Source organism: Bradyrhizobium sp. ORS 375, from assembly GCF_000239775.1.
Taxonomy (GTDB): domain Bacteria; phylum Pseudomonadota; class Alphaproteobacteria; order Rhizobiales; family Xanthobacteraceae; genus Bradyrhizobium.
This window is the reverse complement of record NZ_CAFI01000483.1, coordinates 41,973-49,596: the sequence shown is the minus strand read 5'-3', so window position 1 is coordinate 49,596 and position 7,624 is coordinate 41,973. Positions and strand designations below refer to the sequence as shown.

General features: G+C 66.2%; 7 protein-coding genes. 4 read left to right on the top strand and 3 right to left on the bottom strand.

Translation table 11 applies throughout. The annotated features are described in order from the left end of the window. On the bottom strand, positions 1-1,014 hold a 1,014-nt coding region (locus tag BRAO375_RS33840), incomplete at its 3' end, for a cobalt-precorrin-5B (C(1))-methyltransferase (RefSeq protein WP_052536185.1). Between the two features lie 35 nt (positions 1,015-1,049). On the opposite strand from BRAO375_RS33840, the gene BRAO375_RS33835 reads away from it, so the two are divergent. Next, the gene (locus tag BRAO375_RS33835; protein WP_009031923.1) at positions 1,050-2,390 is read left to right on the top strand and encodes a cobyrinic acid a,c-diamide synthase CobB; all 1,341 of its coding nucleotides are present in this window, start codon (positions 1,050-1,052) and stop codon (positions 2,388-2,390) included. After that, a complete protein-coding gene (gene bluB / locus BRAO375_RS33830) occupies positions 2,387-3,043 on the top strand; it encodes a 5,6-dimethylbenzimidazole synthase (RefSeq protein ID WP_009031922.1) in 657 nt (218 codons plus the stop codon). Before BRAO375_RS33835 ends, bluB begins: the two co-directional genes overlap by 4 nt. Before the next feature lie 42 nt (positions 3,044-3,085). Here bluB and BRAO375_RS33825 read toward each other — a convergent pair whose 3' ends face one another. Beyond that, positions 3,086-3,823 (bottom strand): formyltransferase family protein, encoded by a 738-nt coding sequence (locus BRAO375_RS33825; protein WP_009031921.1) that lies wholly within the window; start codon positions 3,821-3,823, stop codon positions 3,086-3,088. Positions 3,824-3,840: 17 nt separating this feature from the next. After that, positions 3,841-4,995 (bottom strand): hypothetical protein, encoded by a 1,155-nt coding sequence (locus BRAO375_RS33820; protein WP_349546117.1) that lies wholly within the window; start codon positions 4,993-4,995, stop codon positions 3,841-3,843. A 928-nt stretch (positions 4,996-5,923) separates the two neighbouring features. On the opposite strand from BRAO375_RS33820, the gene BRAO375_RS33815 reads away from it, so the two are divergent. Beyond that, a complete protein-coding gene (locus BRAO375_RS33815; protein ID WP_009031917.1) occupies positions 5,924-6,628 on the top strand; it encodes an RNA polymerase sigma factor in 705 nt (234 codons plus the stop codon). Positions 6,629-6,768: 140 nt separating this feature from the next. Continuing rightward, positions 6,769-7,593, top strand: coding sequence for a flagellin (locus BRAO375_RS33810; RefSeq protein WP_009031916.1), 825 nt, complete (start codon positions 6,769-6,771; stop codon positions 7,591-7,593). The last annotated feature ends 31 nt before the right edge of the window (positions 7,594-7,624 follow it).

The window sequence follows — 7,624 nt, the reverse complement described above, 5'->3', positions numbered from 1 at the left end:
CCACGCCGCGTCCGCCACCACCTGTCCAGCAGGGAAGCCCGCGCGGTCGGCGTCCTGCAGCACCTGCAGCGCCGTATTGGCGCCGCGCGCCGCCGTGACCAGCGCGTCGGGAGCACCGGCCTCGCGCAATGCGTCGGCGAGCCAGGAGAGATCGACCTCGCCGGCGCGCGAATGCAGGTCGAGCAGGCCCTGGCCGAGCTTGGTCATCTTGGCGAAGCCGCCGGCCACCGTCACGCGCGCCACCGGGTGGCGGCGCAGATATTTCAGCATGCCGCCGGCGAAATCGCCCATGTCGATCAGCGCCGCTTCGGGCAGAGCGTAGAGCTGCTGAACGGCCTTCTCGGACGTGCTGCCGGTCGCGCCAGCAACATGCGGCAGGCCGCTCGCGCGGGCGACATCGATGCCGCGATAGATCGAATGAATCCATGCCGCGCAGCTGAAGGGCACGACGATCCCCGTGGTGCCGAGGATCGACAGGCCGCCGACGATGCCGAGCCGCGGATTCAGCGTCTTCTTCGCCAGCTCCTCGCCGCCTGGGATGGAGATGGTGACGACAACGTCGCGCGGCCCGTCGAGCGCAACAGCGCTTTCGCTGATCGCGGTCGCAATCATCTCGCGCGGCACGGGATTGATTGCCGGCTCGCCCGGCGGCAGCGGCAGCCCGGGCCGGGTCACCGTGCCGACGCCAGGCCCGGCGCGAAAGATGACTCCGGTTCCGTCAGCACCGCGCTGCACCGTCGCCTTGATCAACGCGCCATGCGTCACGTCGGGATCGTCGCCGGCGTCCTTGATGACAGCGGCGGTCGCGCTCGCATTGGCGGTCTCGTGCATCGCCACCGCAAAGCTGGCGCGACGGCCGCCGGGCAGGGCGATCTCGACCATGGCCGGGCAATGGCGGGTGATCAGCAGCTCATAGGCGGCGCGCGCGGCCGCGGTCGCGCAGCTGCCGGTGGTCCAGCCCCGCTTCAGCGGTCGGTTCGGCGTAACAGCGGATCCCGTCATGGCCGCTCGCATAGCACATTTTGGCGGCGGGCGGCGGGGCCTCGGCCATGACGGCGACGGCGCCCAGGGGACTCATCATTGCAGCCCCGCGCTCGGGGGCGGGGAAGACGACGGTCACGCTCGGACTGCTGCGGGCGCTTGTCCGTCGCGGCCTACGCGTGCAGCCGTTCAAATCCGGTCCGGATTATATCGATCTCGCCTTTCATTCCGTCGCCGCGGAGCGGACGAGCTACAATCTCGACAGCTGGGCGATGTCGGCGTCGCAGCTCACCGGACTGGTCTCCGGCGTCACCGCCGACGCTGAAGTCGCCATCGTCGAAGGCGTCATGGGCCTGTTCGACGGTGCGCCGCAGCCCGGCCGCGCCGCCCGTGGCTCGGCCGCGGATCTCGCATCTCTGCTCGGCTGGCCGGTGCTGCTGGTTCTCGATGTCAGCGGCCAGACGGAAACGGCCGCCGCCGTCGCGCTCGGCTGCGCGCGCTTTCGCGACGACATCGCGGTTGCCGGCGTGATCCTCAATCAGGTTGCGAGCGAGCGGCACCAGGCGCTGATCGCGCCTGCTTTCGAAACCGTCGGGATCAACGTGCTGGGCGCGCTGGCACGCGACCGGCAATTGACGTTGCCCGAGCGCCATCTCGGCCTGGTGCAGGCCCAAGAGATCAGTGCGATCGAGACGCATCTCGACCGGCTGGCGGCACAGATCTGCGCGTCGGTGGATCTGGACGCCGTGCTTGCCCTGGCGCGGCCGCTGCGCGCGCCGGGTGGAGCCGTTGCCCGATCCGGCTTCGGCATCAGTCCACCGGGGCAGCGCATCGCACTGGCCTCCGACGCAGCGTTCTCGTTCAACTATCCGCACCTCCATCGGCACTGGCGCGCCGAGGGGGCCGAGATCGTGCCGTTCTCGCCGCTGAATGACGAGGCCCCCGACGCCTCGGCCGATGCGGTGTGGCTGCCCGGCGGTTATCCCGAATTGCATGCGGGACGGCTGGCCTCGGCGCGAGCCTTCCTGCAAGGCCTCCGCGCAATGGCGGCGCGCGGCGTTCCGGTTCACGGCGAGTGCGGCGGCTACATGACGTTGGGAGACGGGCTGGAAGATGCTGACGGCACGCGGCACGCGATGGCGGGGCTGCTGTCGCTGGAGACCTCGTTCGCCAGGCGTCGCCTGCATCTCGGCTATCGCCGCGCTGCGCTGCTGGCCGACTGCAGCCTCGGCCGAAGAGGGGCGGTGGTTCACGGTCACGAGTTCCACTATGCAACGATCTTGCAGGAGGGCGACGATCCCCTGATCGACTGCCGTGATGCGACGGGACAGGCCACCGCCGAGCGTGGTGCGCGGCGCGGCACCGTCACCGGCTCGTTTCTGCACGCGCTGAGCGGAGAGAGTGCATGAGCACCGCGAAGCCCACGCCGCCGCGTTTCGATGCGTCGTTCAAGGAAGGCTTTGCTGAGCTGGTGCGCTGGCGCCGCGATGTCCGACGCTTTCGGCGGGATCCGGTGGCCCCGGAGCTCATCGAGCATCTGCTCGCGCTGGCCGCCCACGCGCCGTCGGTCGGCTTCTGTCAACCCTGGCGATTCGTGCTGGTTGAGAGCGCTGTGCGGCGCGCAGCTGTCATCGAGAATTTCAGGTCAGCCAACCAGGCGGCGCTCGCAGGATACGATGGTGAGCGGCGTGCTCTTTATGCGGGCTTGAAGCTGGAAGGGCTCACGCAGGCGCCGGTGCATCTCGCCGTCTGCGCCGACGAGGGCGCCGCGACCGGTCACCGTCTCGGCCGCGCCACCATGCCGGAAACCCTGCGCTACTCGGTGGTGGCGGCGATTCAGACCTTCTGGCTGGCGGCGCGTGCGGAGGGGCTCGGAGTCGGCTGGGTGTCGATCCTCGATCCCTTGGCCGTCTGCCGGCAGCTCGAGCTGCCGTCGGACTGGACGCTGATCGCCTATCTCTGCGTCGGCTGGCCGGAGGAGGAACATGACGATCCCGAGCTGGAGCGTCACGGCTGGGAGGCGCGGCTCGAACAGTCTGTGATCGAGCCACTGAAGCGTTAGGGCATGATCCGGTCGAGCGGTCCTTCGAAAGGATCATTCCGCTCACGACGCCATCGCCATCGCCATCGCCCGCGCAGGTGCGTCCAGCGCGACAGGCGCGGCGGCCGCGCACGCTGCGCCGTCCAGCCGAAAGCGCCGGCCGTGCAGCGTCACCGTGAGCGGAATGCCGCGGAAGTCGTCGTGAAACGCATCGATGCGGCGCTTCATTTCGGCGGCGTCAATGTCGGCCGGCATGTCGCACATCTCGGCATACATCTGCTTGGTGCTCTTGATTCCGGTCCAGGCGATCGGAAGGACCGGTTGCGGGCCCGGTTGGCAGGCGAGATCGCGCGACATCCGCCAGAACAGGTAGGCAAGACGCACGAACGCCATCTGCTCCAGGCCGCGGACGTCGACGCCGCCCGGGATATCGAACGTCTCGACGCCGACGATCGCTCCACAATCGACACGCGGCTCCATCACATGAGCGGTCGCACCGAAGCGGCTGGCGCCGTCGTAGATCGCAAAATGCGCCGGAGCCCAGCCCGGATAGTCCGTGGATGCCGGATGAAAATTGTAGGCATCGTGGCCGAGCGCCGCAAGGATGTCAGCCGGCACGATCACGCTGGTCGTGAAGGCCAGCAGCCGCGACCGGCCAAGCACGTCCCGCTCGATGGCCTCGAGCTCCGCCAAACTGACCACGCAGCGAAAGGAAAGGGCAGGGTTGTGTGCCCTCAGCAAGGCGGTGAGCGCGAGGTGCTGATCGCGGCTGCCGGTCAGAAGGATGATGGTGTCGAACATGGTCTGCCTCGTTGGCCTCAGCGGCGGGCGGTCTTGATGTTGGTGGGAGTTCGCGTCGCGTCTGCTGCCGCCGCGGCCTGAAACAGATCTGGCGTCAGCGCCTGCCCGGCCATCAGCTCAACAACTGCATTGCCGGCGCGGGCGGCGGCTTCGCGCGCGGCGCGAACGTCCGACGGCGATCCGCAGAGCGAGAGCTCAAGGCGGGCGGAGCCGCCACAACGGGCGGTGAAGACGCGCGTCAGCGCATCGATGCTGTCAGCAATTGCGCGTACGCTGCCTGCCTCGTCGCGCAGGACGACGGTGACCACCTTGTCCGAGTTCGCGTCGGAGCCGACGACGAGCAGCGAATCTGCGGGACCCGCGCGACCGGACCGCCGCGCCGACCGGACCATCGCCGAAAATTCAGGATTAGGACCGAGTTCGCTGATCGTCGGCTTCAAATTGTGAACGATCGTCGCATGGCTGCTTGCAGCTTCACCCGCGATGGCGTGGTAGGAGCGGGGGAGCCAGACGGTGTCGAGCGCGATCTGTGAGCTCACGGCACTCCAAGCCTGATCGATCAGATAGCCGTCCCAGACGTCCGGGTACGATGATGCGATCTCCTGCCACGTCCTGAGCATCGTGGCCGCCGCCCGCGAGGCACCGAAATAGAGGGTGCGCGCCGACATCTCCCAGCCATTCCACTTGTGGACGGCGAAGTCACAGCCGGCGAGATCGACAAGATTGGGCAGCGCCTGAAACATGACGTCGGGATCGACGTACAGCAGCCGCCCGCCGTGGCGTTGCCACATGCGGGCGACGAAGCCCGCCTTGTCCGCTGCGGTCAGCTGTCGGCTTCGACACTCGATCGCCTCGATGTCGAACGCGAGGCCGAGCCGCTCCAGCGAGTGTCGGAGATGATAGGTGTGCAGGTCGCCAAGGGTCTTGGAATGGCAGGAGACGATGCGTAGTGCCGTCTCCTTACGAGTCGCCTCCGATATCGGCCACGCGAGGCCACCCCACCACAATTGATGCGGGCCCTCTGCCGATGCGCCCACGGTTCCGAATTCCGCGAGCTTCGATTTGAGGAAGTCGAATGCGGGATTTTCGCCGAACGGGATCAAGACCACGTCGCGCTGGCCCAGCGAGCCGTACAGCAGTTCGGCTCCCGTGCCGGTCGGCGGATCGATCACGACGATGGTGCGTGCGTCGCCCGCCGAGATGCGGTCGCTCCAACGCGTGAGCGGTCCGGCTGTCTGCGACAGCCATTGCACGCGGCGCCCTTGTTGACGGCTCAGTTTGACGCCGCAGGCGTGCATGCCCTGCGCCGGGTCAGCGTCGATGGCCTCTGTGTCTCGTCCTGTCATGCGGATCCTCCTGCACGATAGAACGGCTGACGCCGTCCAATCAGGCGTATCGATCCGGTGCCGCCGCATTCGCCCGGCTCATACGGGTGCAGTCGCGGTCTGAGACGGAAAACGAGAGTAGCGTGTCGAGATATTGCTGAAGACCTGCGGACGCGTAGCGCCGGCGCTTGTTGAAACAATCAGCAACACGCGTGGACGGCTCGGACATAGACAGACACATGGAGCAGCGGCGGCTGGTCGCTTCATTTCCACCTCCGCCGCGACGATAACGGATGAGCTCGAAAAATCAGGCGCAAGAAGTTACAAAAAATATCATCATGAGATTAGTACATCGCTCGGACGGGTGACTGACAGAGTGAGAAAATCGGGTAGTTTCTTCTCGATGATTCGGAAAAATGTGCCGGGGGGGGCGGTCGCCGTCCTGCGGCGAGATCCGGATATCGGGCAGTGCCGAATCGCTCGCCTTGGGATCGGCTCGTGAGCGTTGTTAGTACGTGTTGTGGCTGCGTTTTCTCCTGCTGGCATCGTCCTTCGGAATGAATTCTGTCATGCCGACAAGCGGCTCAATCTCCTCGATGAACGTATGGTGCTTGATCGAGTGGCGGCAAAAATTGCCTGGAGGTAGGCAAAACGCTCCATGTAATAGCTTGAGAAATAACGCAAATACTCCGCCTGACAATTCCGTTCGCGGCGTTCAACGATCGGAAGCCGTCTGCGGCCAGCGCATTCGGCATTGCGGGTTGGAGATGCGGAAATGAGCTGCGCGCTGGACGTCTGTGTGCCCGCCGATGGCGTGGCCCCGAGCGGGCCGGCGCCTGCCGAGGCCGTAACGATGCCGTGGAGCGAATCCGTCAGCACCGTTCCCGATTGCATGCCGCCGGGCGAACCCGTCGTGTTCGACGAGGACAGCGAGCTGCTCGATCGCCTGGCCACCGGGGACGAACTCGCCTTTCGTCTGCTGGTCGAGCGGCACATCGACCGTGCTTATGCGATCGCGCTCCGAATCGTCGGCAATGCGGCGGATGCCGAGGACGTCGTCCAGGACACGATGTTGAAGGTGTGGACCCATCGTGGACGATGGCAGCATGGACGGGCGAAGTTTTCGACATGGCTCTATCGTGTCGTCAGCAATCGCTGCATCGACATCCGCCGCAAGCCTCGGACCGAGAACGTGGACGTCGTGCCCGAGGTGGCCGACGGCAAGCCGGACGCGGCGAGCGTGATCGAGCGTGCCGAGATGAGCGATCTTCTCGAGGCGGCCATGCAGCGTCTCCCCGAGCAGCAGCGCGTCGCGGTGATCCTCTCGTACCACGAGAACATGAGCAACGCCGAAATCGCCGGGGTGATGGACACGACCGTCGCTGCAGTGGAGTCGCTTCTCAAGCGGGGGCGCCAACAACTGCGCGACCTGTTGAGGCGCCACGAGCGCGACATCCGCGGCGCCTTCACCGATTGCTAACCACGATCGTTCCGGCGCTGCAGATTTTTCGCCTGATGCCGACAGGTCGCTCCGTTTGATCGGGCAGACGGAGTTGATCCGCGCCGTCAGTCCCTTCCAGGATCCGGCGTGTGCCGCCGATCAGCAATGGAGTTCCCACCGTGCCCGCCATTTCGACCAACATCGCCGCCAATTCCGCCGTCCGCTACCTGAACATCAACTCGAACCAGGAGACCAGCTCACTCTCCAAGCTGTCGAGCGGCTCGCGCATCACGTCGGCATCGGATGACGCGGCGGGTCTGGCGATTTCGACCCGCATCTCGTCCGATATCACCACGCTGCAGCAGGCGGCGACCAACACCGCGCAGGCGACGTCCATCCTTCAGACGGCCGATGGCGGCGCCTCCAACATCAGCGATATCCTGGCGCGCATGAAGTCGCTCGCCTCGGAGTCGGCCTCGGGCACGACGGTCGGAACCAGTCGCACCTACATCCAGTCGGAGTTCTCGCAGCTCATCAGTGAAATCGACTCGATCGCGACCGGCACGCGCTATAGCGGCCAGAGCCTGCTCGATGGCACCAGCACGTTCTCGGCAGGCGTCTCGGTTCTGGTCGGCTCCTCGGCAACAGACACGATCAACATCAAGCTGTCGGATCTGACCTCGGCCACGCTCGGCGTTTCCACGCTCGATGTCAGCACGCAGGCTGGCGCGACCACCGCGCTCACCGCCCTGGACACCGCGATCGACACGGTTTCCAAGGCCCGCGCGGATATCGGCGCTCAGGAATCGCGCTTCAACTTCTCGTCCGACTCCATCTCGACGCAGACGCAGAACCTGCAGTCGGCCAACTCGGCGATCAAGGACGTGGACATCGCCTCGGAGCAGGCGAAGCTGTCGTCGGCCCAGGTGAAGACCCAGGCCGCCGTGTCGGCCGAAGCGGCCGCCAACCAGATCCCGCAGTATCTCCTGAAGCTGCTGGGTTGAGCCGTGATCTCCCGGGCCGGCGTCAGGCCGG